The organism is Yoonia sp. JB2-21 (genome assembly GCF_055693545.1).
Genome location: NZ_JBVFUC010000001.1, coordinates 1,464,235 through 1,487,751 on the forward strand (window position 1 = coordinate 1,464,235; position 23,517 = coordinate 1,487,751).

The 23,517-nt window shown below is 55.7% G+C and carries 28 protein-coding genes; 8 read left to right on the forward strand and 20 right to left on the reverse strand.

Features of this window, described 5'->3' with window-relative positions; all coding sequences use genetic code 11:
* Positions 1–726, reverse strand: coding sequence for a GNAT family N-acetyltransferase (locus tag ACZ1G5_RS07320; RefSeq protein ID WP_472732217.1), 726 nt, complete (start codon positions 724–726; stop codon positions 1–3).
* Positions 723–1,445: a competence/damage-inducible protein A gene (locus ACZ1G5_RS07325; protein WP_472732218.1), complete on the reverse strand. Its 723-nt coding sequence runs from the start codon at positions 1,443–1,445 to the stop codon at positions 723–725. The genes ACZ1G5_RS07320 and ACZ1G5_RS07325 overlap by 4 nt, the downstream gene beginning before the upstream one ends.
* A 42-nt stretch (positions 1,446–1,487) precedes the next feature.
* On the opposite strand from ACZ1G5_RS07325, the gene sfsA reads away from it, so the two are divergent.
* On the forward strand, positions 1,488–2,189 hold the full coding sequence (gene sfsA, locus ACZ1G5_RS07330) for a DNA/RNA nuclease SfsA (protein WP_472732219.1): 702 nt from the start codon (positions 1,488–1,490) through the stop codon (positions 2,187–2,189).
* 125 nt (positions 2,190–2,314) lie between these two features.
* Positions 2,315–3,121 (forward strand): type I methionyl aminopeptidase, encoded by an 807-nt coding sequence (gene map / locus ACZ1G5_RS07335; RefSeq protein WP_472734290.1) that lies wholly within the window; start codon positions 2,315–2,317, stop codon positions 3,119–3,121.
* Here map and ACZ1G5_RS07340 read toward each other — a convergent pair.
* Positions 3,072–4,301 carry a Hint domain-containing protein gene (locus ACZ1G5_RS07340; RefSeq protein ID WP_472732220.1) on the reverse strand — a complete coding sequence of 410 codons (1,230 nt, stop codon included), beginning with the start codon at positions 4,299–4,301 and terminating at the stop codon, positions 3,072–3,074. The two genes, map and ACZ1G5_RS07340, sit on opposite strands and share 50 nt — an antisense overlap.
* A 249-nt stretch (positions 4,302–4,550) precedes the next feature.
* Between ACZ1G5_RS07340 and ACZ1G5_RS07345 the strand changes: the two genes are divergently transcribed.
* Together ACZ1G5_RS07345 and ACZ1G5_RS07350 are read left to right on the forward strand one after the other, a co-directional pair.
* Positions 4,551–5,579 carry a TRAP transporter substrate-binding protein gene (locus tag ACZ1G5_RS07345; RefSeq protein ID WP_472732221.1) on the forward strand — a complete coding sequence of 343 codons (1,029 nt, stop codon included), beginning with the start codon at positions 4,551–4,553 and terminating at the stop codon, positions 5,577–5,579.
* A gap of 242 nt (positions 5,580–5,821) precedes the next feature.
* Positions 5,822–7,105: an O-antigen ligase family protein gene (locus tag ACZ1G5_RS07350; protein WP_472732222.1), complete on the forward strand. Its 1,284-nt coding sequence runs from the start codon at positions 5,822–5,824 to the stop codon at positions 7,103–7,105.
* Positions 7,106–7,116: 11 nt separating this feature from the next.
* On the opposite strand, the gene ACZ1G5_RS07355 is transcribed toward ACZ1G5_RS07350, so the two are convergent.
* Positions 7,117–8,115 (reverse strand): polyprenyl synthetase family protein, encoded by a 999-nt coding sequence (locus ACZ1G5_RS07355; RefSeq protein WP_472732223.1) that lies wholly within the window; start codon positions 8,113–8,115, stop codon positions 7,117–7,119.
* 56 nt (positions 8,116–8,171) lie between these two features.
* Here ACZ1G5_RS07355 and ACZ1G5_RS07360 point away from each other — a divergent pair, with 56 nt between their 5' ends.
* The 3 genes from ACZ1G5_RS07360 to ACZ1G5_RS07370 all read left to right on the forward strand — a co-directional run bounded on the left by ACZ1G5_RS07360 (position 8,172) and on the right by ACZ1G5_RS07370 (position 9,424).
* The gene (locus ACZ1G5_RS07360; protein WP_472732224.1) at positions 8,172–8,387 is read left to right on the forward strand and encodes a putative signal transducing protein; all 216 of its coding nucleotides are present in this window, start codon (positions 8,172–8,174) and stop codon (positions 8,385–8,387) included.
* Complete coding sequence (locus tag ACZ1G5_RS07365; RefSeq protein WP_472732225.1) at positions 8,384–9,139, forward strand: tRNA1(Val) (adenine(37)-N6)-methyltransferase; 756 nt, start codon at positions 8,384–8,386, stop codon at positions 9,137–9,139. Before ACZ1G5_RS07360 ends, ACZ1G5_RS07365 begins: the two co-directional genes overlap by 4 nt.
* Positions 9,140–9,256: 117 nt before the next feature.
* Positions 9,257–9,424 carry a DUF465 domain-containing protein gene (locus tag ACZ1G5_RS07370; RefSeq protein ID WP_472732226.1) on the forward strand — a complete coding sequence of 56 codons (168 nt, stop codon included), beginning with the start codon at positions 9,257–9,259 and terminating at the stop codon, positions 9,422–9,424.
* Between the two features lie 36 nt (positions 9,425–9,460).
* On the opposite strand, the gene ACZ1G5_RS07375 is transcribed toward ACZ1G5_RS07370, so the two are convergent.
* The 4 genes from ACZ1G5_RS07375 to ACZ1G5_RS07390 form a co-directional block, all read right to left on the reverse strand.
* Positions 9,461–10,402 carry a transcriptional regulator GcvA gene (locus tag ACZ1G5_RS07375; protein WP_472732227.1) on the reverse strand — a complete coding sequence of 314 codons (942 nt, stop codon included), beginning with the start codon at positions 10,400–10,402 and terminating at the stop codon, positions 9,461–9,463.
* 316 nt (positions 10,403–10,718) lie between these two features.
* Positions 10,719–11,444 (reverse strand): acetoacetyl-CoA reductase, encoded by a 726-nt coding sequence (phbB, locus tag ACZ1G5_RS07380; protein WP_472732228.1) that lies wholly within the window; start codon positions 11,442–11,444, stop codon positions 10,719–10,721.
* A 70-nt stretch (positions 11,445–11,514) separates the two neighbouring features.
* Complete coding sequence (locus tag ACZ1G5_RS07385) at positions 11,515–12,690, reverse strand: acetyl-CoA C-acetyltransferase (RefSeq protein WP_472732229.1); 1,176 nt, start codon at positions 12,688–12,690, stop codon at positions 11,515–11,517.
* A gap of 149 nt (positions 12,691–12,839) precedes the next feature.
* Positions 12,840–13,646, reverse strand: coding sequence for an EAL domain-containing protein (locus tag ACZ1G5_RS07390; RefSeq protein ID WP_472732230.1), 807 nt, complete (start codon positions 13,644–13,646; stop codon positions 12,840–12,842).
* A gap of 67 nt (positions 13,647–13,713) precedes the next feature.
* Here ACZ1G5_RS07390 and ACZ1G5_RS07395 point away from each other — a divergent pair, with 67 nt between their 5' ends.
* On the forward strand, positions 13,714–14,316 hold the full coding sequence (locus tag ACZ1G5_RS07395) for a DNA-3-methyladenine glycosylase I (RefSeq protein WP_472732231.1): 603 nt from the start codon (positions 13,714–13,716) through the stop codon (positions 14,314–14,316).
* On the opposite strand, the gene ACZ1G5_RS07400 is transcribed toward ACZ1G5_RS07395, so the two are convergent.
* The 12 genes from ACZ1G5_RS07400 to ACZ1G5_RS07455 form a co-directional block, all read right to left on the reverse strand.
* Positions 14,303–14,743, reverse strand: a complete 441-nt coding sequence (locus tag ACZ1G5_RS07400) for a molybdenum cofactor biosynthesis protein MoaE (RefSeq protein ID WP_472732232.1) — start codon at positions 14,741–14,743, stop codon at positions 14,303–14,305. The genes ACZ1G5_RS07395 and ACZ1G5_RS07400 overlap by 14 nt on opposite strands.
* Entirely contained in the window at positions 14,743–14,988 is a 246-nt protein-coding gene (gene moaD, locus ACZ1G5_RS07405; RefSeq protein WP_472732233.1) for a molybdopterin converting factor subunit 1, read from the reverse strand. Before moaD ends, ACZ1G5_RS07400 begins: the two co-directional genes overlap by 1 nt.
* Entirely contained in the window at positions 14,985–15,662 is a 678-nt protein-coding gene (pgsA, locus tag ACZ1G5_RS07410) for a CDP-diacylglycerol--glycerol-3-phosphate 3-phosphatidyltransferase (RefSeq protein WP_472734291.1), read from the reverse strand. The genes moaD and pgsA overlap by 4 nt, the downstream gene beginning before the upstream one ends.
* A 75-nt stretch (positions 15,663–15,737) precedes the next feature.
* Positions 15,738–16,466, reverse strand: coding sequence for a class I SAM-dependent DNA methyltransferase (locus tag ACZ1G5_RS07415; protein WP_472732234.1), 729 nt, complete (start codon positions 16,464–16,466; stop codon positions 15,738–15,740).
* A 127-nt stretch (positions 16,467–16,593) separates the two neighbouring features.
* Positions 16,594–17,211, reverse strand: a complete 618-nt coding sequence (locus tag ACZ1G5_RS07420; protein ID WP_472732235.1) for a hypothetical protein — start codon at positions 17,209–17,211, stop codon at positions 16,594–16,596.
* A gap of 9 nt (positions 17,212–17,220) precedes the next feature.
* The gene (uvrC, locus tag ACZ1G5_RS07425) at positions 17,221–19,089 is read right to left on the reverse strand and encodes an excinuclease ABC subunit UvrC (protein ID WP_472732236.1); all 1,869 of its coding nucleotides are present in this window, start codon (positions 19,087–19,089) and stop codon (positions 17,221–17,223) included.
* Between the two features lie 285 nt (positions 19,090–19,374).
* Positions 19,375–20,151: an SDR family oxidoreductase gene (locus tag ACZ1G5_RS07430; RefSeq protein ID WP_472732237.1), complete on the reverse strand. Its 777-nt coding sequence runs from the start codon at positions 20,149–20,151 to the stop codon at positions 19,375–19,377.
* A complete protein-coding gene (locus tag ACZ1G5_RS07435; RefSeq protein WP_472732238.1) occupies positions 20,148–20,312 on the reverse strand; it encodes a hypothetical protein in 165 nt (54 codons plus the stop codon). Before ACZ1G5_RS07435 ends, ACZ1G5_RS07430 begins: the two co-directional genes overlap by 4 nt.
* On the reverse strand, positions 20,309–21,103 hold the full coding sequence (locus ACZ1G5_RS07440) for a S49 family peptidase (protein WP_472732239.1): 795 nt from the start codon (positions 21,101–21,103) through the stop codon (positions 20,309–20,311). The genes ACZ1G5_RS07435 and ACZ1G5_RS07440 overlap by 4 nt, the downstream gene beginning before the upstream one ends.
* 38 nt (positions 21,104–21,141) lie before the next feature.
* A complete protein-coding gene (locus tag ACZ1G5_RS07445) occupies positions 21,142–21,561 on the reverse strand; it encodes an NUDIX domain-containing protein (protein WP_472732240.1) in 420 nt (139 codons plus the stop codon).
* A gap of 6 nt (positions 21,562–21,567) precedes the next feature.
* On the reverse strand, positions 21,568–22,329 hold the full coding sequence (locus ACZ1G5_RS07450; protein WP_472732241.1) for an ABC transporter permease: 762 nt from the start codon (positions 22,327–22,329) through the stop codon (positions 21,568–21,570).
* Positions 22,326–23,252 carry an ABC transporter ATP-binding protein gene (locus ACZ1G5_RS07455; protein ID WP_472732242.1) on the reverse strand — a complete coding sequence of 309 codons (927 nt, stop codon included), beginning with the start codon at positions 23,250–23,252 and terminating at the stop codon, positions 22,326–22,328. Before ACZ1G5_RS07455 ends, ACZ1G5_RS07450 begins: the two co-directional genes overlap by 4 nt.
* Between the last annotated feature and the right edge of the window lie 265 nt (positions 23,253–23,517).

The window sequence follows — 23,517 nt, forward strand, 5'->3', positions numbered from 1 at the left end:
TTACTCCGGCAAGGTCCGATAGTGATAGTGTCCCACAAGCGTCATGCCGAGGGAAGAGTAGAGACCGTTGGCTGCCTCATTGGCTTGCGTGGTCACCAACGTCAGATAGTCGGCACCATGGCTTTGTGCCCAAAACGCCGCTGCGCGTGTCAGGTGTTTTGCCAAACCCTGTCTGCGGTATGCTTCCGCGACTTCCAGCGCATGGATCATCGCGCAGTCCGCGGCGATCCCGACATAGACGGTGCCCGCTGGCCGGTCATTCAACCGCCCCAATAGCGTCGTCTTGGGTTGACGCGCGCGATCCATCACATCGAGCCGACCTTTCCCAATGCCGCCTTCGGCCCAAACCTCGGCCTGCACAGCCAGCGGTGGCCAGACCTCAAACGCCGTTACCGGCGGGGGGCGTTCAGTGGCAATGTCCTGCGCTGGGGCTGCGTACATATTGACAGGGTCTTTGATCACATAACCACGCTCTGCGAGCATCTGATCAAGTGCCTCTTCACCTTCTCGGATCATGAAAAGCGGCACCTGCCCCGCTTCGCGCATCGCATATTCGGCTTCCGGCAGATCAAGCTCATTCGCGGGAAGCTCGGCTGTAGCTGCAGTGACCCGGCTACTGCCACTATCATCCAAGCGCACAGACCAAGGGCCCAGCGCCTGTTTGGCAGAGGCAGGCCATGTTCCCTCAATGACGGCATAGAGTTTTTTCGCGGTTGGAAAGCTCATGCTGCGAATGTCGCCTCAAGCGCGGCCATCGCGCTATCAAGGGTGTTGGCATCACTGCCGCGCACCACCACGTTGGATCCATAAACGCCATCCTTCTGGAATGGATAGGACCCCACCGACAGATCAGGAAAATCCTGCGCGAATTGTCCCAGTGGCCCGGCGATATCGCCCTCACCCTTCATCAGTCTGAGAGTACGCGACAAGAGCGGCGCACCACCCGTCAGTTTGGGCAACACACTGGCGACCATTGCCTTGAACACAGAAGGTACCCCCGCCATCACATGCACGTTGCCGAGGGTGAACCCCGGCGCGGTGCTGACCGGATTGTCGATCAAGTCTGCTCCATCAGGGATACGTGCCATTCGCAAGCGCGCCGCGTTCAACTCTTGCCCCGAACGGTCATAGTGCGCTTGCAAAAGGGTCCGCGCATCGTTGCGCACATCAATAGGCACGTCGAAGGCTGCGGCGATGCAATCTGCGGTAATGTCATCATGCGTCGGCCCGATCCCGCCACTGGTAAAAACGTGGTCATATCCGGATGAAAGAACTTTGGTTGCGGCGATAATTGCATCGCGATCATCGCTCACTACCCGCACCTCTTTCAGGTCAATCCCGATCTCGGTCAATTGTCCTGCCAGATAGTGCATATTCGCATCCCGCGTTCTGCCAGACAGAATCTCGTCTCCAATAACAAGCATGGCAGCAGTGGGGTTCGGCATCGGGTTCTTCTCCTGTCTGATCTAACAGGTTATAGCGCCCTTATGGAATTTGCCACGCCTCTTATCCCCGCCCGTCTGATCAAGCGCTACAAGCGGTTCCTTGCGGATGTGCAGCTTGAAGACGGGCATGAGGTGACCGCCCATTGCGCCAATCCCGGTTCAATGATGGGGCTGGCAGAGCCGGGCACAAAGGTCTGGCTCGAACCGAACGACGACCCCAAGAAAAAGCTCAAATTCGGATGGCGTCTGGTGGATCATGAGAACGGACATTTTACCGGCGTCGATACCTCTGTTCCGAACCGCGCGCTAAAGGCCGCACTGATGGCCCATGAGGTGCCGGGATTGCCCGCTTACGATCTGGTGCGCCCTGAGGTCAAGTACGGTGAAAACAGCCGAATTGATTTTCTGCTGAGCGGTCAGGGTCCCGATACCTATGTTGAGGTGAAAAGTGTCACGCTCTCACGTCAGCCGAAATTGGCTGAATTTCCTGACAGTGTGACGGCGCGCGGAGCCAAACATTTGGCCGAGTTGGCGCAAATGGCACAGCAAGGCCATCGGGCCATCATGTTCTATCTGGTGCAACGGACTGATTGTGACGCTGTCACCTTGGCCGGTGACATTGACCCAACCTACCGATCTGCTTTTGAGCAAGCCACCGCAGCAGGCGTGACGGTGCTTGCGCAATCCTGTATGATCAGCCCTGCGGCAATCACACTTGGGCGTCGCATCCCGTTCAAGCCCTAGAAATCGCCGCCCACTTCGCCTATGTGGCCAAGCAAGAAACATAAGGAACGACCCTGTTGGAAACGAACGCAGCGCACCTGACCAAAGATGGCATCCGTCTGTACCAAACCGGCGATTTTGCGGGTATGGCAAAAGCCGGGGCGCTGGCCGCCGAGATTTTGGACCGGATCGCAGAGCATGTTGTGCCGGGTCAGACGACAGGCGAACTGGACCGGTTGATCACGCAATGGGTCGATGATGCGGGCGCGGTTTCCGCAACCATCGGTTATAAAGGCTATCAGCATGCAAGCTGCATTTCGGTCAACAACGTCGTGTGCCATGGCATTCCCGGCGCTCCAGTGCCAAAATCCGGCGGCGAAACCGTTTCCAAAAACCTCGAGAAACGTCGCGACAGCGACATTTTGCAGAACGGCGATATTCTGAACATTGACGTTACGGTCATCGTCGATGGATGGTTTGGCGACACGAGCCGGATGTATGTGGCCGGCACCCCTTCAAAGAAGGCCGAGCGCCTGATTCAAGTGACCCATGACGCGCTGATGAAAGGGATCGAGGCTGCAAAGCCCGGCAACACTTTTGGCGATATCGGTCATGCAATCCAGCTTTATGCGGAAAGTCACCGCATGTCGGTTGTGCGCGATTTCTGCGGACATGGGTTGGGCCGTGTGTTTCACGCCCCACCCAATGTTGTTCACTATGGTCGCCCCGGCACAGGCGCACGGCTTGAAGAAGGCATGTTCTTTACCATTGAACCGATGATCAATCTGGGCCGTGCAGGGACCAAGGTCCTTGCCGATGATTGGACGGCGGTTACGCTCGACAAATCGCTTTCCGCGCAGTTTGAGCATTCGATCGGAATTACCGCCGACGGGTGTGAAATCTTTACGCTTTCGCCATCTGGTCGCTTTCATCCGACATCCGAAAATCCGTAACCGCCATCGCGGGCCGCAATAAGGCTTCGCCCGCCCTGCGCGTCTGTCCTACCGTCAAGAACGGTCGGGCCATTTTTGGTGGCCCTGACTTTTGAGGCTGGTGTGCCAGAATAGCAAGCCTGTGCCTGATCGGCAGGGTCGCCATTGACACCTCTCCCGGGTAGAAGCTTTCGGTCGGGACACCGTTTGCATAGATGACCGCATGTTTGCGAAGAAGAATATGATGATAGGTGGCCGACCGTGCGCCTTTCTTGACCCGCACCAACCGCCGGTCTGTGAGGCCGCGTGCGGGGGCCAGCACTTCTGTTCCACTGTGATCAATCATCAGAAAACGGTGTTGGGGTGAGACAACCAACGGCACCTTTGGCAAGGCAGGACCCAGACTGCCCGGTTTGAATTCGATTGGCCGCTCTGCAGACCGTTTCTCATCCTTGAAGTCGATGGTCGTGGCACCTACCCACAAAACTGCCTGTGGGCCATCATCTGCCGTGATTACCATATCTCCGACGGCCAGATCCTCGACCGCTGTTGGTCCCGCAATGGTCGAAATCATCGCACCGGTCACAAAACAAGGAACAAATGCTGGCCCATATGTATAGGTGTCAGTTGCCGCATCATATTGATAGGAAAACCCCGCACCCGGATCATCCTGTACGGCGTCGCCCTCAATGGTTCCGACCAGCGTCGCCCCCGTCGGGAACCCTGAAACAGACGTAATGGCCGATGCCCCCGACGACATATTGAAGACGATGAATTCACCGCTGTTAGGATTGTACAAGGCGACAGACTCTGCCGCCCCGCCGCTGTTACCCTCAGTCAGAAGATTGGTATTCGGATTGCCCATCCCGGATTCAAGGCCGCCCTCCGACGCCTCCTGCGCAAAACCGAGGGTTCCCGTGATCTCATTGATCACAAAAAGCGTTTCGCCAGGATCCAAGACAGTTCCTGCTGGAAACGTGTGGAACAGCCCGTCTTGCGGGGAATCTTCTGCGCCGCCGCCGGTGGAATCCGACCAAATCTGCCACCCCGAGATGTCCAGAGGTGCCGCATTGGTATTGGTGACGGAAATGAATTCATCTTCCTGCGTGGCGGTACCATCGAGGTCCGTATCGAATTCGGGACCGCCGCTATTGTCAGGCATAATTTGCCCAAAGATTAGGCCATCAAGGTTGATTGGCATGCAACACCCCCAAAATCGTCGCCGACCGCCGAGCCGTCCAGTATAACCGAATCGTTAACACTTTCGTCGTACGCTTGCCCAGAAAACAAGAATTCCGATCAGCATAATAGCGTCATTTCGCCCTTGGTGAGCGGAATCGAGGCGTTTTTCTTGCGAACGACTTGCAACTGGCCGCGCCGATGCACATATAAGACACGTCGCTAGCGGTGACGCCTTTCCCCCCACAATTTGAAGAAAAGGATGCACCCTATGCACCTCATGAAATCTGCCGCTATGGTGGCCGCCCTTGGCCTGTCTGCAACCTCCGCTCTCGCTCAGGACGTGACGCTGCGCTTCCAACACTTTGTGTCACCAGCTAGCGCAAATCCTACCTATTTTATGCAGCCTTGGGCTGATGCCATCGAAGAACAGTCGGGTGGTCGTATCAAAGTCGAGCTTTATCCATTCATGCAATTGGGCGGGTCTGCCCCGAACCAGTTTGACCTGATCCGCGATGGCGCGATTGATGGTGGTTGGGTGATCCCCGGCTACCAGCCGAACCGCTTTCCAGAGGCAGAAGCGATGGAATTGCCGTTTATGACCAGCAAGTCTGGCGAAGAGGCAAGTGCGGCTGCATGGGAGTTCACGCAAGAGTATCTGATGGATGATTTCGCCGATGTGCATGTCATTGCAGCCCACATGCATGGGCCGGGTATCGTGCACAAGCGTGGCGCATCGGTTGAGACAGTTGAGGATTTCGCTGGTCTGAAACTTCGCGGCCCGTCGCGGCCCGCGACGCTGCTACTGGAGGAACTGGGTGCGACCCCGATTGGGATGCCCGTACCGCAGTTCCCAGAAGCACTGTCGCGTGGAGTCGTCGATGGCGGTGTGATTACATGGGAGATGTCACCGTCCCTGAAACTCGATGAGTTGACCGATAGCCATACCGACGTGGCAGGTGATCAGGCGCTTTATAACCTCTACTTCATCTGGGCGATGAACAAAGACGTCTATAACAGTATGCCCGACGATCTGCGTGCAATCATCGACGCCAACTCTGGCATGATGGCCAGCAGGTGGGCGGGTCGCGCGCATGACACCGGCGATGTTGTCGGACGCGACCTGATGGCCGCGAACGGCAATGAGATCGCACAACTCTCCGAGGCCGAAACCGCCCGGATCAAAGCTGTGGGTGCGGATGTCACAGACGCCTGGATCGCTGAAATGGATGCAAAGGGTTATGACGGTGCGGCGCTGGTTGCCAGCGCACAGGCCGCAGTCGCCGCGAATATGAACTGATCTTTTGTAAGGCAGGGACATTGGTCCCCTGCCTTACCACCGCTTGATTACGCGGCGAGATAAGTACAGCAAATGGCGTGTGCCCTTTGCTATTACATCCTGTCATTTTCCTGTTAATTTAAGCATCATCACGCGCTAACACGCAGAGATCAGAGTTATGCTTCACGAATAGGGGGTACTCACTTGGACCGAAATTTTGCTGGCGTCATGTCAGCGCATTCACTGTTTCTGCCATGAAGAGAATGATCATCGCCAAGCTGGAACCGCAGCTCAACGCCCTTTGCTTACTTGTACTGGCATTCATCCCCTTCAACATGCTGGTCACCCCAATTGTTGATTTTGTTGTTATCAAACCTGGAGACACGAACTGGACCGTAAGCCTGTCTGCGTTCGTCTTTGTCCTGAGCGCGATGCCATTTCTTGCTTTGACATTGCTTCTCTTGCGCACCCGCCATGAGGTGCTTTTTTTGCGATGCTTCGTTGCTTTGTTTGTCTATGGCTTGCTGATCACGCTCTACTTCGCAGTCGATTTATTTTATCCGATGTTTGGGTTCGCATCAGTCTTGGGGGCGACACTTGTTGGGGTATTGTTCTACGTTTCGGTAAGAGATCGAATTGTGTCGATTAACGTCGTTTTTTACAGTTTGGCTCTGGCCTTGTTCTTTGTGGTCATGCCTTTGCTCCTTGTACAAATTGACCCGGAGCGTTTTGCGCTGCTGGCAGAAGGCATAGGTGCTCAACACATACTCTACGGCTATGAAAATCCGCGTGCTGTGGGTTGGCTCTGCACCATTAGCGTATCTTTGTTGACGACATATCTTTCAACGCAAGGAAACAAAGACCCTATCAACCCTTTGTTCCCGTTGCTGATCATCGTCTCATCGACAACGTTGTTTTGGAGCGGTTCGCGAGGTGGTGTCGCTGCATTTTCTGTCAGTTACTTTCTGGTGCTTGCGCTTTCAAAAACTCGCAATCGCGCCGGTACTGTCGTATCTCTTCTGTCGATCGCCGTTGGAGGTTTCATTTCAACTTTTGCGCATCTTCCTTCCTCGTCCTTCAGTGTCTTCTCTAGGATTAGTGAGAACCTTGGGCAAGAAGGTTTAGCAACCCTTAGCTCTGGGCGAAGCAAGCTCTGGCAGACCACGATATCGTATATTCAGGAGCGCCCGGTGACCGGATATGGCTTCTTTCCACATAAAGACTTGTCCGAATTTATTGCTGGAAGCGCGCATAACTTCGTTCTCGATATTTGGCTGTGGTTTGGTGTGGTTATTGGAACGCCCGTATTGGTGGCTATCCTAGTATTCTGGCTGAAGGTTCTTAAATTTTTTCGAACGACCAACGATCGTAATGTCTCGGCACTTTTTTGTTTGATAACGACTCTAATGGCGTACAGCATGGTTTCGGGCCCATACGCTAGAACATTCCCATTGCTTCTTTTTGCGGTTGTAGCAGGCACTCTACTCGGCCTTCGCGCATCAATCACAGGCGTACGAATCGACAAAACTCAATTCGGAGCAATTTGATACATGCAGCCTCAAGTAATGCGCGCGACAACATAGTCGGCCAGATCAACCAGCATCTGCTTCAAAGCATGATCAGGCACCGCATCCAAAGCTGACTTTGCCTTCTCTGCCCATGCCAGAGCATCTTGGCGGGTCTCTTCCATCGTACCGTGCTTGGCAAGCAAACTGATCGCGTGATCAAGATCACCATCTTCTTGGCGACCTTTCTCTATCGTGCGGACCCAAAAGGCGCGTTCTTTGTCGTCAGCCGCCGCAACGGCGCGGATGACAGGCAACGTCAGCTTGCGTTCGCGGAAATCATCGCCCACGTTCTTGCCGGTTGCTTTGGTCCCGCCATAGTCAAGCAGGTCATCGACAATCTGAAAGGAAATCCCCAGCGCATCACCGTAATCATACAGCGCTTGTTTTGTTGCAGCATCCTGCCCCGCGATCTCACCACCGACTTCCATTGCGGCAGAAAATAAGGCGGCGGTCTTGCCGCGGACAACTTGCAGATAGATCGCCTCTGTCGTGGCCAAATCACTTGCCGCAGTTAGTTGCAGGACCTCGCCTTCCGCAATCGTGGCGGCGGCATTTGCCAGAATATCGAGGACACGCATCGATCCGGTCTCAACCATAAGCTGGAACGACCGGGCAAACAGATAGTCACCGACCAGAACGCTTGATGTATTGTCCCACAGCAAATTCGCGGTCGGCCGCCCACGCCGCTGGCTGCTTTCATCAACGACGTCATCATGTAGCAGGGTCGCGGTATGAATGAACTCTACCGTTGCAGCCAAATGCACATGATATGGCCCGTCATATCCGCACATCCGTGCCGCAGCCAATGTCAGCATCGGGCGCAAACGTTTCCCACCGGCTTCAACCAAATGCGCTGTGACTTCGGGGATACGCGGCGCATGTTCTGACGCCATCCGTTCGCGGATCAGTGCATTCACGGCAGCCAAATCATCGGCCAAAGCCTCTGCCAGCTGTTCGTGGGGTTTTGTGGCTGCCGTATCAAGGCTCATTGAAGTTTCCGTCATGTGAATAGACAACGCGCAGCGCGCATATTACGTCTCAGAATATGAAAGAGCTTTTGCGCACCAACGACCCGACAATTATCGCTTTTGCAACCGCCCTGCTCGACAGCGAGGGTATAGACTGGTTCGCCTTCGACGTAAATATGAGCGTACTGGAAGGAAGCATAGGCATTATGCCGCGGCGGTTGATGGTTTTGGACCGCGATCTGTTCATGGCAGAGGCCGTGATGCGCGATGGCGAGATTGATCTGGGCCGGTGACGGATGTACTGACCCATGATGAGTTTCTTGGCGGCAAGATCCGTGTCTGGCAGCCGCGCAAGGGCTATCGCGCCGGGGTTGATCCGGTGCTGTTGGCTGCGGCAACGTCTGCAAAATCGGGCGATACGGTGCTGGAACTTGGCTGCGGCGCTGGCGTTGCTTCGCTTTGCCTATCGGCACGCGTTGCCGGTTTGCAGGTCATGGGAGTTGAATTACAACCGAACTACGCGGCGCTTGCGGAACGTAACGCAAAGGAAAACGGCGCCCGTTTCGACGTGGTCACAGCAGACTTGCGGTACTTGCCCGTAGATCTGAAACAACGGCGGTTTTCTCATGTGATCATGAACCCACCCTATTTTGACCGCACCGCCGGTACTGTCGCCGATGACACAGGGCGGGACATCGCACTGGGGGGTGATACGCCGCTGGCTGACTGGCTGACAATCGGCGCAAAAAGGGTTGGGCCGCGCGGTTATCTGACGATTATCCAACGTATGGAAAGACTGCCCGAGGTGATTGCAGGGCTGACCGGCAAACTGGGCGCCTTCATCGTGCGACCTATCGCCGGGCGCCAAGACCGCGCGCCGGAACAGTTTTTGCTGCAAGCCCGCCAAGAAGGGCGCGCCGGATTTCGGATGGCCCCCACCCTCGTCATGCACAAAGGGGCTGTCCATGCTGGTGACGCAGAAAGCTATACTGCCGAGGTGACAGCCGTTTTACGAAATGGCGCGGAATTACCCATCTGGCCTTAACACTTCAGCAATCTCTGGGTGCGACGCTTTGCTTATGTCGAATTGCTGCCGTGCAGCGTGACAGAACACGACAGATGTGCTGCAATCAGTGGACCATCAACCTAGAGGAGTACGACAATGAGCTTGAGTTCGCACCTACAGGAACTGAAGAAGAAGCACCAAAACCTCTCGGAGCATGTTGAGATGATGCAGCGTCGCCCAGCGTCTGACGATCTTGAACTCGCAAAACTTAAGAAGCAGAAACTACAGCTCAAGGAAGAGATCACGCGCCTGAGCATGCACTAACTTTTCACACACGGCAGTGGCCCTTGCTGGCCACTGTCACAGCAAATCACTTGCGTTGATCAGCTTTCGGCCTTCGACGAGCCGTTTGGAAGACTGGATTTCCTTTAAGACCCAAGCTTCAAAAGCTGCCACATGCGGGCGCTTTTCATTGCCCGCTGGACAGATGAAACGGTACTGCGCCTCCGAGATCAGCCCAATTTCAAATGGTGCGACCAATTGACGGTCTTCAAGCGCCCGCGCGACAAGGGACGCGCGCCCCAAGACGACGCCCGCGCCTGCAACCGCGGCGTCAATTGCGTGATCAGCCTGTGAAAACCGTGGGCCGTGTGAGGTATCAGCCTCGACCTGCGCAGCCCTCAGCCATGCATCCCAACCCGTTGGCAGCTGTAGAAAGTTAATGGAATCGTCATGAATGAATGTCGCCCCAGCAAGCTTTGCTGGCGTGTCGAATTCCTTTGCGAGTTCCGGTGTCATCATCGGCGTCATCCATTCATCAAAAATGGGACGCGAATAGACGCCCTCGTCACCGCCAAGGCCAAAGCGGATCGCCACATCAACCTCATCACGATCAAAATCGACAATCCGTAGAGTCGCCGAAAACCGCAGATCGATCTCTGCGTGTGCCTGTGCAAAATCATACATGCGCGGCGCCAACCACTTGGATGTAAAGGCCGGCCCGGCCGTCACGGTCAGCACACCACTATCAGTTAACCTTTTTGTGCTACGCCATGCGGACGACAGCGTTGTAAAGGCGTCAGTTGCACCTGGGGCAAGACAGCGCCCCGCCTCTGTCAACTCCACCGCACGATTGAGGCGGCGAAAGACGGGTTGCCCCAAATCTGCCTCTAATGCCTTAATTTGATAGGACAAGGCGGCAGGTGTGACGTTAAGTTCGTCAGCAGCTTTCGCAAATGACATATGGCGTGCTGCGGCCTCAAAGGCACGCAAGGCGGTGAGTGGGGGCAATCTATCTGACATGTTTCAGTTTAATACAGCTTAACTGAAGGGATAGAAAGTCTCGTTTGTCGGGGCGGCTCAATACACCCATATTAGGGACATCAAGACACATACAAACACATCAAGGAACGACATCATGTACGAGACAACAACAAGCCCCCGCATCCGCGCAGGTATCCAGCGCGCGCACCACGAGCGTGCAGAAGCACTGCGCAACGCGATCCGTTGGTTCACGCGCCGCAGCTAAGATTTTCGCTCCGGGTATCGCGATGTATCCGAACGAAAAAGGGCCACGCCTGATCAGCGTGGCCCTTACTTTTTCATCGGTCTGCTTGGCTTACGCCAAATACTGACCACCGTTTGCTGACAGCGTCGAACCGGTCACAAAACCCGCATCGTCGGATGCCAGGAAGCAGACCGCGCGTGCAATCTCGGATGCTTCGCCAAGGCGACCAACTGGGATTTGCGGCAGGATCACTTCGTTCATTACCTTTTCAGGGATCGTGCTCATCATTTCGGTATTGATGTAACCGGGTGCTACGATGTTCACCGTAATGCCCGCACGCGCGCCTTCTTGCGCCAATGACTTGGTAAAGCCAATGTCACCAGCCTTGGTCGCGGCATAGTTTGCTTGGGCGAACTGACCCTTTTGGCCATTGATCGAAGAAATGGTCACGATGCGGCCGAACTTGCGTTCACGCATGCCGCCCCACACATTGTGGGTCATGTTGAACACGCCATTCAGGTTGGTGTCGATACATTCATGCCATTGCTGCGGCGTCATTTTGTGGAACGGGGCGTCGCGGGTGATGCCTGCATTGTTGATCAAAATCTCGACCGGACCAAGGTCTGCTTCGATCTGGGCGATGCCAGCCTGACAGGCCTCATAGTTCCCGACGTCCCATTTATAAGTCTTGATGCCTGTTTCGGCAGTAAAGGCCGCAGCCTTTTCATCATTGCCCGCATAGGTTGCAGCAACAGTGCAACCCATGTCCTGCAATGCTGTTGAAATAGCTGCGCCAATTCCGCGCGAGCCGCCCGTGACGAGTGCGACACGTCCCATAGTAATTCCTCCTCAGGTGTTCAATTGATTGGGGTGTAGGCGGCGCTGCGCTGCACCGCCTTGATCTGGATCAGGGGCGCTCAACGCAAAGAGCTACGCCCATGCCGCCGCCGATACACAATGTAGCGAGACCCTTTTTGGCGTCGCGGCGCTTCATTTCGAACAGCAGTGTATTCAGGACGCGACAACCGGACGCACCGATCGGGTGACCAATTGCGATGGCACCACCGTTTACGTTCACGATTTCCGGGTCCCAGCCCATTTCCTTGTTCACAGCACAGGCTTGTGCGGCGAATGCTTCGTTGGCTTCCACAAGGTCAAGATCACCAACGGACCAGCCCGCTTTGTCCAACGCTTTCTGCGATGCGTAGATTGGACCCACACCCATGATGGATGGGTCAAGGCCGGCTGTCGCATAAGATGCGATGCGGGCCAAAGGTTCAATCCCGCGCTTTTCAGCTTCGTCCGCAGACATCAGCAATGTGGCGGCAGCACCGTCATTCAGGCCAGAGGCGTTGGCCGCGGTAACCGAACCCTCTTTGGTGAAAGCGGGGCGCAATTTTTGCATTGCTTCCATTGTGGCGCCGTGGCGGATGTACTCGTCTTTGTCGACCACGATGTCGCCTTTGCGTGTCTTGACGGTGAAGGCTGCGATCTCATCGTCGAACTTCCCAGCCTTTTGCGCTGCTTCGGCCTTGTTCTGTGACCCAACAGCAAATTCGTCTTGCATGTCGCGCGTGATCTGGAACTTTTCCGCAACGTTTTCAGCGGTCTGGCCCATGTGATAGTTGTTGAAAGCATCCCACAGCCCGTCACGGATCATGGTGTCGATATACTTCATATCGCCCATTTTCTGACCGGCACGCAGGTGTGCGGCATGTGTGGACAGCGTCATGTTTTCCTGACCACCGGCGGCAACGATTGACGCGTCGCCCAGTTGGATGTGCTGTGCGCCCAGCGCTACCGCACGTAAACCGGACCCGCACACTTGGTTAATGCCCCATGCCGCAGATTCTTGTGGCAGACCCGCGTTGATGTGTGCCTGTCGTGCCGGGTTTTGCCCTTGGGCGGCAGTCAGAACCTGACCAAGGATCGTTTCGCTAACTTCGGACTTGTCAACACCGGCACGTGCGACAACCGCCTCTAGTACGGCGGCACCAAGATCATGTGCAGGTGTGTTGGCGAATGATCCGCCAAAACTGCCTACGGCGGTGCGGGCGGCAGATGCGATAACGACGTTGGTCATAGGTGGTCCCCTTCAGTTTATCCTCGGACAAGAGGGTGCCATCTACACGTAACAGGTGCAAGGCAGTCCAAACTCATCACTTGCCGCGCTGGGTAATCCGAAAGTTGACGTAGGGCAAATCAAAGCCCCTATGCGCTTAGTGCAAATCGTTAAAGTGTTAACGACGGGACGCCGAAATGATATCCTTGCATGCAGTCCACGCCAAGTTGATTGAGATATGCTGCCTCTGCCGCGGTCTCGACCCCATCAGCAACAGCAAACATTTCGAACTGATGCGCCACGGTGATCAACGCCTCTGTCAGCACCTGATTGTCAGCGTCGCTGTCGATCCCACGAACAAAGCTTTTATCAATTTTCACCAGATCAAAGAAAAACGATTTCAGATGCCGAAACGCGGTGAAACCCGCCCCAAAACCGTCAAGCGCGAACCCAACGCCTTGCGGCTGCATCTCACTCATGAAGCGGATGACGTTTTCATGCAGCATCATCGCTGATGTTTCACTGATCTCAAAAATAAGGCGATCCCCCAGAAGGTTACGATCCAGCAAGCCCTTGTCGAGAATGCGTCGCCACTCACCATCCCCGATTGACCGCGCGGAAAGGTTTACCGAAAGACGCAGTTCTGGATTTTGTCGGAGTTGACGCAAAGCCAGATCAAGCGTCAGGCAGTCAATCTGCCGGCCCAACTCTGTCTCTTCGATCAGCGGCATGAAATGGGCGGCGGGGATAATGCGTCCGCCCTCATCAGACAGGCGCACGAGACCTTCGTGAAACGCCACCATATACTGTCGGTCCGCCGTCACAACCGGATGAAAGGCCAATTGTGCCCGCCCGGCCAGCAAGGCATCGCGCACCAATTTGGTGATATCTGCATCGCGGCTGGCCATTGCATAGATCAGTGGATCGACCAAGGACTGCTCTTCAATTTCCGCGCGGCTGAGCGTGGTATTTTGCATCTTGGCCCTCCATACTGACCTGATGAGCATGCCCGAAAGCGGCTAACAGCAAGTTAAGGATAGCCAGATGGCAGAGCGATGCGGTTGGGCCGGACCAGAACAGATTTATATCGACTATCACGACACCGAATGGGGCGTGCCTGAATATGACAGCCGCACCCTTTGGGAAAAGCTGATTTTGGATGGGTTTCAGGCGGGGTTATCTTGGATCACAATCCTGAAGAAGCGCGAAAACTTTCGTGCGGCATTCGCGGGTTTTGATCCCAATGTGATCGCCGAATGGAGCGACAGGGATGTGAACCGTCTGCTTGATGATGCCGGCATCATCCGCCACCGCGGTAAAATCGAAGCGGCCATTGGCAACGCCCGGGCATGGCAAGAGATCGAAGCGCGCGAGGGGTTCGATCGGTTCTTGTGGAACTACATTGACGGCATGCCCTTACAAACGCCCCATGCAGACCGGGCGTTGATCCCAACACAAACCCCCTTGTCCACGCAGATATCAAAAGACCTCAAGAAAGCGGGTTTTCGGTTCTGTGGCCCAACAATTGTTTACGCGTTCATGGAGGCAACAGGTTTGATCAACAACCACCTGACAACCTGTCCGCGTCATGCACCATGTGCGGCACTGGCACGCGATCCAGCAGAAGTGTGGCCTACCAGCGCCTAAGCGCGTCTTCGTCGGCGTCTTTGGCCGCGACCCAAGTCGCGCCTTTGTCTGTGACTTCCTTTTTCCAGAACGGCGCGCGCGATTTGAGATAATCCATCAGAAAATCCGCAGCCTCAAAGGCCGCTGCGCGATGGGCAGCGGCGGTCGCAACCATCATAATCGGTGTGCCGGGCTTCAACGAACCGTAGCGGTGAATGACCAGCACGTCGGTCATGTTCCAACGCGCAACTGCTTCATCTGCAATCTTGGTTATCGCGCGCGTGGTCATGCCGGGATAATGCTCGATCAGCATTTCTTGCAGATCCCCTTGGGTGTCGCGGACGATCCCTGTAAAACTCACCACCGCGCCCACGTCACGACGATCACAGGCAAAGGCATTCAGTTCCGCACCGCTGTCAAACGCATCTGCCTGAACGCGAACGGTCATCAGCCGCCCGTCATCGGTGGAAAAAACGCGACCTCACGTACACCGGCCAGGGGGGCATCAAAATCGGACAGTTCCTGATCAAGCGCCACCCGCAGCGCGCTAACGTCGGCAAAGGCTGCCGCATAGCGTTCCTCGCGGGACTTAAGTTCTGCAATAAGCTCGCTGACGGTCGCAGCATCCGTTTGCACCGTTTCCTGCGGAATCCCGATCCGTTCGCGGACCCATGCGAAATACACAACATTCATGCGTTTGTATCTTTCAGATAGGGCACTGACTTACGGAAATAATCCCAGCCTGTGATCAGAGTGAGAACACCCGCAGCCCACAAAAGCAAAATACCGCCCCACCAGCTAAACCACCATCCTTGATACTTCCACCACAACCCAAGCTCATCAGGGCCATCGCCAGAGATTGCGGCAAGAAACATATCTTCTGTCATCGCGACTGACTGAATATGCAAATAGTGCTCAAAAGCCCCATTTGAAAACAGAACTGCAATCGCCACCATTTGCGCCGTCGTTTTCCATTTGGCAAGTTGGGTCACCTTCAGTGTACCCGCGGTATCCCCCAAAAACTCACGCAGGCCGGACACAAAGACTTCGCGAAACAAAATTATGGTAGCAGGTAAAAGAATCCACGGGTCCAGCCCATCAAAACTGGCCAAGGCCGTAATCATCAAAAGCGCGATGATGACCATGGCCTTGTCGGCAATCGGGTCCAGCATCGCGCCAAGTTTGCTTTCCTGCTTCCAGGCGCGCGCAAGATAGCCGTCCAGAAAATCCGTCAAAGCCGCGACCACAAAAAGGATGAGCGCGAACCAATCCGCCCAGGGTCGCGCAAAGTAGAGAAACATCACCACGACGCCAGGTGCTGCGGCAAGCCGCAGGATGGTCAGGATATTTGGCAGGTTCAATGTCATAAAGGTAGTGGTAGCGCGGGTTGCGCGGGGATGCCAGTAGGCTTCGTCAAAGCGCATCTCTGTGACAGGATCGTCCTACGCGCCTTTCTGCCAAACACTGATATGTTTTGTGCTGAGGCGATCAAAGGGTGACCGATCCCAATCCGCCCAGCGATGTTCCAGTTCCATCCCGGCCAAGCGTGCCATCAGGTCCATTTCGGCAGGCCATGCATAACGAAACGGGACACTGAGTTGTCGCGTATTCTCTCCATCAGGCCAGACATGGACGGAACTGTATTGCTGGGTCGCGACATCAAAAACATCCGTTCCCATGTGGCCCGGATCAGCCGCGAAAGTGAGTTTGGTTTCCCCGAAAGGCAACCTTTGCAGCGGTGGTACCAGAGTCTCAACAACAAACCGCCCGCCCGGCGCAAGATGTGCGGCGGCGTTGGCAAAACAGGCGACCTGCGCGTCCTGCGTTGTCAGGTTGTCGATGGTGTTGAAGACAAGGATGACCAGTGCGAATTCGCCGTCAACTTGCGTGGTTGCCATGTCGCCGATGGCGACCTCAATGGCATCGCCACCCTCTTTCTTGCGCATCTCATCGACCATCGAGGCAGAAAGCTCGATCCCCTTAATCGCGCATCCCCGGAGTGCCAGTGGCAAGGCGATACGGCCGGTACCGATAGCAAATTCGAGGATGGACCCGCCAGCGGCTAGGTCGACCAGCACATCCACGGTCTGCTGAACAATCAAGGAATCCCCACCGCCATGATCTGCGTCATAAGTCGCGGCGACATCTGCTCCGAAATGGTTGTCCTGCATCAGGCTACCTTACTTGATTTTGGCCGACTATTGGCCGCTTTTGTGGAACTGGTCATCCTACCGACTTCGTCTGCGCGGATGCATCGTGACCAGTTTCAGACTGAGAAGGTTACTTGGGGTTTTGCGTTCAACCGTCATCAAGCCGAAACGACACATCTCGCACGACCAGTCCCGGCACAGTACACACACCTTGAACAAAGCCTTCCAAATAATCCCGCGATAGATCTGAAATGTCGATCAGATCGCAAAGCACAAAACAGGCTGCAACATAGGCGCCTTTCTTAGGATGGCGCTCTTGGCAATCAACGCAAGGACCGTCTTGAAGCACGGTTTCCTGCCCGTCATCAGTCGTTCGCAAGATGCGCAGACGATCTGATAGGGCCGAGAGCACCGCTACGGGCGCAGTGCTATTGCGTCCAAAATCCAAAGCGAACGGGTCAGACGACAGTTGATCGCGATTGTCGGCTAAAGATCTGCACCGCAGCGCGATATCTTCGCACTCAACAGGATTGTAGTCGATCACGACGACAATATCTCGCGCCTCCACGGTAACGTCGAGAAAGGCGTGATGCGTGAATATGGGCCCTGACTCTCGGTTAACCGTCAGCGCCGTCAGAATATCGATCGCAGCCTTAATGACCCGTGCTGCACCAAGATGGCCGAGATCACCAATATACATCCCCGGACGTTTGCGAATAACCTCTACGCCACTCAGTACCCGGATATCGCTGGCCTTATGGGTCATCGCAAACACCTAACCATTCTCATGAAAGTAGTCATAGACCGTCTGCGCCAGCTTCGCCGACACCCCATCCACTGCTTTCAGATCCGCCAAATTCGCCCGTGCCACTGCCTTGGCCGACCCAAAGTGTGCCAGCAATGCGCGTTTGCGTGTGGCACCGACGCCGGGCACATCGTCCAGCGGGGTTGCCCCGATGGCCTTGGACCGTTTCGCGCGGTGTGTGCCGATGGCAAAGCGGTGCACCTCGTCGCGCATCCGCTGGATGAAATAGAGCACGGGGTCGTTGTGCCGCAGCGCCATGACGGGTTTGCCCGTGCGGTAGAATTCCTCTTTGCCTGCATCGCGGTCTTCGCCCTTCGCCACGCCGACCATGGGGATGTCGCTGACACCCAGATCATCCATGATCTCGCGCACCGCGCTCACCTGCCCTTGCCCGCCGTCGATCAGCAGCAGGTCCGGCCACGTGCCTTGGGTACGTTCCGGGTCTTCTTTCAGCAGGCGTTGGAAGCGGCGGGTCAGCACCTCTTTCATCATACCGAAGTCGTCGCCGGGCGTCAGGTCGTCCCCGCGAATGTTGAACTTGCGATACTGGTTTTTGTCGAATCCATCGGGGCCGGCAACGATCATCGCGCCCACCGCATGCGCGCCTTGGATGTGGGAGTTGTCGTAGACTTCGATCCGCCCGGGCACCTTCTCCATTTCAAACGCCTCTGCCACGCCTTTCAGCAGGCGCGCCTGCGTGGCGGTTTCTGACATTTTGCGTGCGAGGCTTTCGCGGGCGTTGCGCAGGGCGTTTTGCACCAATTCGGCCTTTTCGCCGCGTTGGGGTACCACAATCTCGACCTTGCGTTCGGCTTTCTTGGCCAGCGCGTCGGCCATCAGATCTTCGTTGTCCAACCCGTGCGACAGGATCAGCATGCGGGGTGGTTCGCGGTTGGAATAGAACTGACCGACAAAGGCCTCCATCACCTCAGATGGGTCCTCATCCCCGCTAACGCGAGGGTAGTAGTCATGGTTGCCCCAGTTCTGATTGGCGCGGATGAAGAAGACCTGCACGCAGGCTTGGCCGCCGTCGCGGTGCAGGGCAATGACATCCGCCTCGGCCGTGTTTTGTGGATTGATGCCTTGGGCGGATTGTACTTGGGTCAGCGCTTTGATCCGGTCGCGCAGGGCGGCAGCGCGTTCAAATTCCATCGCTTCACTGGCGTCCTGCATTTGTTTGGCAAGCGTTTCCTGAATGCCCTTGGTGCGACCTTGCAGGAATTTCTCGGCATCGCGGACGGAGGCATCATAGTCAGCTTCCGAGATCAGACCACAGCAAGGACCAGAGCAGCGTTTGATCTGATATTGCAGACAAGGGCGCGTCCGTGTCTCAAAGTCACTGTCGGAACAATTACGCAGCAAAAAGACCCGTTGTAGTTGATTGAGGGTACGATTGACCGCACCTGCGCCGGCGAAAGGGCCATAGTAATTGCCCTTCTGTTTCTTCGCACCCCGGTGTTTTTTGATCATCGGAAAGGCATGATCTTTCGCGACCAGAATATTGGGGAAGGATTTATCATCGCGCAACAACACATTGTAGCGCGGTTTCAACTGCTTGATGAGGTTCTGTTCCAAGAGCAGCGCCTCGGTTTCCGTCCGTGTGGTCAGAAACATCATCGTCGCGGTTTCGCGGATCATGCGCGCAATACGCGGCGAATGTTGGCCGGGGCGGGCATAGTTTGAAACACGCGCCTTCAGGTTGCGGGCCTTGCCAACGTACAAAACACGGCTGTCTGCATCCAGCATCCGATACACACCGGGCGAGCTATCCAGCGTGCGCAGATAGCCGTGGATCACGTCATATCCGGTCTTTGGTTCCTTGGTTGGCTGCTCGGTCATCTGCACCGTCTATGATTCTCATTTGGCTGCAATGGTAACGCACCGGGGACAAGAGAAAAGGCATCCACGGTTTCTGTGGATAACTCCGTGGGTTAATCCCGATGAGGTGGAATTTTTCGTTGTATTTGGCTGGCTTCGATGATTTGCACAAAAAATAGGCAGTTTATCAAGTAATTGAAAAATATATGTATTTTAATTACGATCCAGTTAACGCCTTGAAAAATAGGCTCTTTGTGACAATTTCGTGAATGGCTGTCGGACGAGGTGTACAACTTCCAGTCAGGTCTACTCAACACCCAGCACATCCGGGGTTTCCCACGCAAGGTGCTGGCCGCCATCAACCGCCAGCATTTGGCCTGTCACAGCGGATGCGTCGAGGAAGTAACCCAAGGCGGCGGTGATATCAGACGGGTTCGCACCACGCTTGAGGACAGTCGCCGCGCGCTGCCTGTCAAAGTGTTCTTGGCTCTGGCGGTGACCCTGCAAAGTCGGCCCCGGCCCGATGCCATTGACGCGCACGCGCGGGGCCAGCGCCTGCGCCGTTGTGCGTGTCATCGCCCAAAGGCCCATCTTGGCGATTGTGTAGCTCATGAACTCTGGTGTCAGCTTGTGAATGCGCTGGTCCAGCATGTTGATGACAAGGCCCTTGGCAACAGGCTCACCCTGCTCGTCCGTGTCGGGATCGAGCACTTGTGCGGCAAAGTTCTGGGTCAGAACGAAAGGCGCGCGCAGGTTGGATTCCATGTGCCGGTCCCAGCTGGCGCGTGTGCCGGTGCTGATGGTGTCATATTCAAAGATCGAGGCGTTGTTGACCAAGCAGGTCAGCGGCCCGCTCAGCGCATCGGTCGCGCGACCGACCAACCCTTGCGTTGCGTCTTCGTCCAAAAGATCGGCCTGCAAGGCCACGCCCAGACGTCCCAGCGCTGCGAGCTGGGCCACGGTATCCCGCGCGCCAGCCTCCGATCCGGCGTAGTGCACGGCCACATCATAGCCGCGCTGCCCCAGATAAAGCGCCATTGCCTGCCCCAGCCGCGCCCCTGCGCCCGTGACCAGCGCCTTCATTTACGTTTCTCGCAAACGCAGGGCCCTTTGCCGATGCGGTAGCGCAGGCATTTAGGGCATTTGGCTTGCGCCAGTCGCGCCTGTCCGGGGAACCGCCATTTGCCGAACATCGCCAGCACCAGCATGAAGGCCAGAAAGACAAAGATCGCTTTCAGGATCAAAGGCCGAACCTCGCGAATGCTGCCCGTTCTTCGATGCCTGCAACGGCATCATCAACGATCTGTGCGCCGAAACGGGCCAGCAGCGGTTTCTTTTGCCCATAGCGGCGGAACTGAACTTTATCGCCAAAGCGTTCTTTCATCACAGGTGCCAGATGGCCGATGCCATCTGCCAACCCTTCGTCGATCCCCTTTTGCCCGATGTAGACTTCACCGGTAAACAGATCAGGATTGTCGGACAGTTTGGTACCGCGCCGTGATTTCACATAGTCGATGAAGGTCGTGTGCAGATCTTCCAACCAGCCTTTCAGCTTTTTCACATCAGCTGGTTTTTCCGGTTTGAACGGGTCCATCATAGATTTTGATTTGCCTGCGGTATGTACTCGCCGCTCGACCCCGATTTTATCAATCGCATTGGGCAGGCCGAAGCCTGCGCTGATCACACCGATTGAACCGGTGATGGAGCAGCTGTCGATGTAAATCTCATCCGCGGCACAGGCCAACCAATAGCCACCAGAGGCGGCGACATCTTCCACAAAGGCAAAGACCGGGATTTTCTTTTCATCGGCCAAGCGCCGGATGCGCGACGCGATCAGCGACGACTGCACAGGCGATCCGCCTGGGCAATTGATCTCCAACGCCACCGCCGCAGGTTTACCTTTGCTGAAGGCTTTCTCGATCACCGGGGCAAGGCTGGGGTTATCCAATCCGCGCCCGGAATTAGCGATGGCACCTTGCAGCCGGATCACGGCGACAAAGGGCTCTGACTTCATGAAGGGAATGTATTTTTTCATGTTTAACTACTTAGGCCTTCCATAAGGACGCGCAAGGGTCATCCGATTTCAAGGGACTGGCTGAAGTGGTTAAACGCATCGTGATAGTCAACGTGCCAACCGGCCTTGAGTGGCGCGGCAACCGGATGCCAAAAGAACTCAAATATATGACCAAAATCGTCCGTAGTTTGGTGCCGCCAAGTATCAGGCATATTCGTGGCCCGGTACTGAAAGAAATACCACATCAGCTGGGGGTCACCAATGAATCGCACCCCCTTCCGCAGCAGTGGCCGCTTCAGCACGATCCCACTCTCCTCAAAAAGCTCACGCTCGGCAGCCTCTGCGGGTTCCTCGCGCGGCTCAATCGTGCCTTTGATGAATTGCTTACCGGCACTCGGGTGATTAAACGCCAGAACTTCCTGACCTCTTGGTGTCTCTCGGGTCACCACAGGACAGACTTTGCGAACAGGTTGCACCATGGCGCGTTACTGCCTGATCCGCCAGCCGGTGCGGAAGATCCACCAGATCACGGCGAGGCAGGCCCCGGTAAACAGCGCGATGGCAAAGAGTGAGATGCCGATGCTCACGTCTGCCGTCCCAAAGAACGACCAACGGAAGCCGCTGATCAGATAGACCACCGGGTTGAAGAGCGTGATCGTCTGCCAAACCGGCGGTAGCATGGTGATCGAGTAAAAGGAGCCCCCGAGGAAAACGAGCGGGGTGATCACCAGAAGCGGGATCAATTGCAGCTTTTCAAAATTGTCCGCCCAGATGCCGATGATAAAGCCCAGCAGTGCAAAGCTGACGCAAGTCAGCACAAGGAAGGCCATCATTGCAATTGGATGTGCGATCTGGATATCGACAAAGAAGAAGGCGGTGATCAGGATGATGACTCCGATGAACAATGCCTTTGTGGCCGCCGCCCCGACATAACCTGCGACGACTTCCAGAAAGCTGATGGGGGCCGAGAGCAACTCGTAAATTGTACCGATGAATTTCGGGAAATAGATGCCGAAACTGGCGTTGGATGTTGCCTGGGTCATGACCGATAACATGATCAGACCCGGCACGATGAAGGCGCCATAGCTGACGCCCTCGACCTCTTGAATGCGGCTGCCGATGGCGGCCCCGAAGACCACGAAGTAAAGCGATGTGGACAGAACAGGCGAAATCAGGCTTTGCGTGATCGTGCGGAAGAACCGCCGCATCTCGAAGATGTAGATGGTCCAGACGGCGTTAAAGTTCATGTCTCTTCCTTCACCAAACCAACAAAGATGTCTTCCAGACTGCTTTGCTGGGTTTGGATGTCTTTCATTTGCAGACCTGCCTTTTGCAGATCGTTCAGCAGGGTCGTGATCCCCGTCCGCTCGCCCTTCGTGTCATAGCTGTAGGTCAGCGACAGACCGTTCTTGGCGCGCTCCAGATCATAGTCCGCCAAACTGTCAGGGACCGCCTCAACCGCATCGGTCAATTCGATCTTCAGCTGCTTCTGGCCCATCTGCGCCATCAGGTCGGCCTTGTCCTGCACCAGCAGGATTTCACCTTTGTTGATCACACCCACACGATCGGCAATCGCTTCAGCCTCTTCAATGTAATGCGTCGTCAGGATGATGGTGACACCCGAGGCTTTCAGCCCCGCCACGACCTCCCACATGTCTTTGCGCAGTTCGACGTCGACGCCGGCGGTCGGTTCATCAAGGAACAGAACACGTGGTTCATGGCTGAGCGCCTTGGCGATCAGGACCCGCCGTTTCATGCCGCCAGACAGCGTCATGATCTTGCTGTCCTTCTTGTCATGCAAAGACAGCTGTTTCAGCACGTCTTCGACATAGGCATCATTGCGCGGTTTGCCGAACAGTCCGCGCGAAAAACTGACCGAGTTCATCACCGTCTCGAACGGTTCAAGGTTTATCTCTTGCGGGACCAGCCCGATCAGGTTGCGCGCCGCACGGTACGCTGTCTGCGTGTCATGGCCCCCAACAGTGATCTTTCCCGCCGTTGGGATCGTGATCCCGCAAATGGTTGATATCAGTGTGGTCTTGCCCGCCCCATTGGGGCCGAGCAGCGCGAGGATTTCGCCTTCCTCAATATCAATACTGACGGATTTGAGGGCCTCAAAGCCCCCCGCGTAAGCTTTACGCAGGTTCTGGACAGAAACAATCGCGGACATGGGATGACCTTTGGTTTGGTAACGCCAAGCTACCGCCAGATGTGACCGAGGAAAAGGCGGTAATGGTGCAGGGTGTCATGTGCGTGGATGCGAGACCCATTGGCAAAGCAAGCGTTGGCACAGGTGCACGGACAGTCTAGCCTTAACCACCAGAACCCGCGCAAGAGGCGACGCTATCCCAATCCCTGCCGGATATCATGAAACGGTCGTCACCCCCAAAGCGTCGCGTGCGGTAGAGGCCCTCTGGTCATTTACAGCCTACACA

Bases quoted from the DNA above. Each gene is read 5' to 3' on its own strand.
- ACZ1G5_RS07440 (WP_472732239.1), bottom strand. From the start codon at position 21,103: ATGAAAAAATACATTCCCTTCATGAAGTCAGAGCCCTTTGTCGCCGTG.
- ACZ1G5_RS07400 (WP_472732232.1), bottom strand. From the start codon at position 14,743: ATGACCGTTCGCGTTCAGGCAGATGCGTTTGACAGCGGTGCGGAACTG.
- pgsA (WP_472734291.1), bottom strand. From the start codon at position 15,662: ATGACATTGAACCTGCCAAATATCCTGACCATCCTGCGGCTTGCCGCA.
- moaD (WP_472732233.1), bottom strand. From the start codon at position 14,988: ATGAATGTTGTGTATTTCGCATGGGTCCGCGAACGGATCGGGATTCCG.
- phbB (WP_472732228.1), bottom strand. From the start codon at position 11,444: ATGGGACGTGTCGCACTCGTCACGGGCGGCTCGCGCGGAATTGGCGCA.
- ACZ1G5_RS07385 (WP_472732229.1), bottom strand. From the start codon at position 12,690: ATGACCAACGTCGTTATCGCATCTGCCGCCCGCACCGCCGTAGGCAGT.
- ACZ1G5_RS07355 (WP_472732223.1), bottom strand. From the start codon at position 8,115: ATGAGCCTTGATACGGCAGCCACAAAACCCCACGAACAGCTGGCAGAG.
- sfsA (WP_472732219.1), top strand. From the start codon at position 1,488: ATGGAATTTGCCACGCCTCTTATCCCCGCCCGTCTGATCAAGCGCTAC.
- ACZ1G5_RS07325 (WP_472732218.1), bottom strand. From the start codon at position 1,445: ATGCCGAACCCCACTGCTGCCATGCTTGTTATTGGAGACGAGATTCTG.
- map (WP_472734290.1), top strand. From the start codon at position 2,315: ATGGCAAAAGCCGGGGCGCTGGCCGCCGAGATTTTGGACCGGATCGCA.
- ACZ1G5_RS07360 (WP_472732224.1), top strand. From the start codon at position 8,172: ATGAAAGAGCTTTTGCGCACCAACGACCCGACAATTATCGCTTTTGCA.
- ACZ1G5_RS07350 (WP_472732222.1), top strand. From the start codon at position 5,822: ATGATCATCGCCAAGCTGGAACCGCAGCTCAACGCCCTTTGCTTACTT.
- ACZ1G5_RS07445 (WP_472732240.1), bottom strand. From the start codon at position 21,561: ATGGTGCAACCTGTTCGCAAAGTCTGTCCTGTGGTGACCCGAGAGACA.
- ACZ1G5_RS07390 (WP_472732230.1), bottom strand. From the start codon at position 13,646: ATGCAAAATACCACGCTCAGCCGCGCGGAAATTGAAGAGCAGTCCTTG.
- ACZ1G5_RS07340 (WP_472732220.1), bottom strand. From the start codon at position 4,301: ATGCCAATCAACCTTGATGGCCTAATCTTTGGGCAAATTATGCCTGAC.
- ACZ1G5_RS07420 (WP_472732235.1), bottom strand. From the start codon at position 17,211: ATGACCCATAAGGCCAGCGATATCCGGGTACTGAGTGGCGTAGAGGTT.
- ACZ1G5_RS07455 (WP_472732242.1), bottom strand. From the start codon at position 23,252: ATGTCCGCGATTGTTTCTGTCCAGAACCTGCGTAAAGCTTACGCGGGG.
- ACZ1G5_RS07370 (WP_472732226.1), top strand. From the start codon at position 9,257: ATGAGCTTGAGTTCGCACCTACAGGAACTGAAGAAGAAGCACCAAAAC.
- ACZ1G5_RS07395 (WP_472732231.1), top strand. From the start codon at position 13,714: ATGGCAGAGCGATGCGGTTGGGCCGGACCAGAACAGATTTATATCGAC.
- ACZ1G5_RS07375 (WP_472732227.1), bottom strand. From the start codon at position 10,402: ATGTCAGATAGATTGCCCCCACTCACCGCCTTGCGTGCCTTTGAGGCC.
- ACZ1G5_RS07450 (WP_472732241.1), bottom strand. From the start codon at position 22,329: ATGAACTTTAACGCCGTCTGGACCATCTACATCTTCGAGATGCGGCGG.
- ACZ1G5_RS07415 (WP_472732234.1), bottom strand. From the start codon at position 16,466: ATGCAGGACAACCATTTCGGAGCAGATGTCGCCGCGACTTATGACGCA.
- ACZ1G5_RS07320 (WP_472732217.1), bottom strand. From the start codon at position 726: ATGAGCTTTCCAACCGCGAAAAAACTCTATGCCGTCATTGAGGGAACA.
- ACZ1G5_RS07430 (WP_472732237.1), bottom strand. From the start codon at position 20,151: ATGAAGGCGCTGGTCACGGGCGCAGGGGCGCGGCTGGGGCAGGCAATG.
- uvrC (WP_472732236.1), bottom strand. From the start codon at position 19,089: ATGACCGAGCAGCCAACCAAGGAACCAAAGACCGGATATGACGTGATC.
- ACZ1G5_RS07345 (WP_472732221.1), top strand. From the start codon at position 4,551: ATGCACCTCATGAAATCTGCCGCTATGGTGGCCGCCCTTGGCCTGTCT.